Source organism: Kribbella koreensis (assembly GCF_039525325.1).
Lineage (GTDB): Bacteria > Actinomycetota > Actinomycetes > Propionibacteriales > Kribbellaceae > Kribbella > Kribbella koreensis.
On record NZ_BAAAHK010000032.1, the window covers coordinates 1 to 949 of the forward strand.

The window sequence follows — 949 nt, forward strand, 5'->3', positions numbered from 1 at the left end:
AAGTTAGACAGCCAGAACAACCAGAGTGGTATTTCAACGATGACTCCACCCGAACTGGCGTCCGAGCTTCACAGTCTCCCACCTATCCTACACAAGTTGTACCGACCACCAATACCAAGTTGTAGTAAAGGTCCCGGGGTCTTTCCGTCCTGCTGCGCGTAACGAGCATCTTTACTCGTAATGCAATTTCGCCGAGTCCATGGTTGAGACAGCGCCCAAGTCGTTACGCCATTCGTGCAGGTCGGAACTTACCCGACAAGGAATTTCGCTACCTTAGGATGGTTATAGTTACCACCGCCGTTTACTGGCGCTTAAGTTCAAAGCTTCGCCGGCCTAAACCAGCTAACCTGTCCCCTTAACGTTCCAGCACCGGGCAGGCGTCAGTCCGTATACATCGAATTACTTCTTCGCACGGACCTGTGTTTTTAGTAAACAGTCGCTTGGGCCTGGTCTCTGCGGCCATCAACGCTTCCCACAGCAAGTGCGGTAACGTATCCGGCCCCCCTTCTCCCGAAGTTACGGGGGCATTTTGCCGAGTTCCTTAACCATGGTTCACTCGATCGCCTTGGTATTCTCTACCTGATCACCTGTGTCGGTTTGGGGTACGGGCGGCTCTAACACTCACTACGAAGTTTTTCTCGGCAGCATGGGATCATCCACTTCCCCTGAACGGGTCCGCCTCGGTTCTCAGGCTATGTGAGACACGGATTTGCCTATGCCTCGCCCTACCACCTTGCCCGCGGATCAGCTTGCGCCTACCATCGCCGCGGATGGACTGCCCTCCTGCGTCACTCCTTAGTGCACCTAATACCACCTCGGGTCGAAACATCCGCCACTCAACCCGAAGGCCTTGTGGTTTCTGTGTCTTAGCATCAGTGACCTCGGTCGGGTCGTGTTAATGCCGGTACGGGAATATCAACCCGTTGTCCATCGACTACGCCTGTCGGCC

1 rRNA gene is annotated in these 949 nt (G+C 54.8%); it reads right to left on the reverse strand.

Going from position 1 to position 949, the window contains the following annotated elements:
• A 23S ribosomal RNA gene (locus tag ABD116_RS41740) occupies nt 1-949 on the reverse strand; the annotation flags it as partial.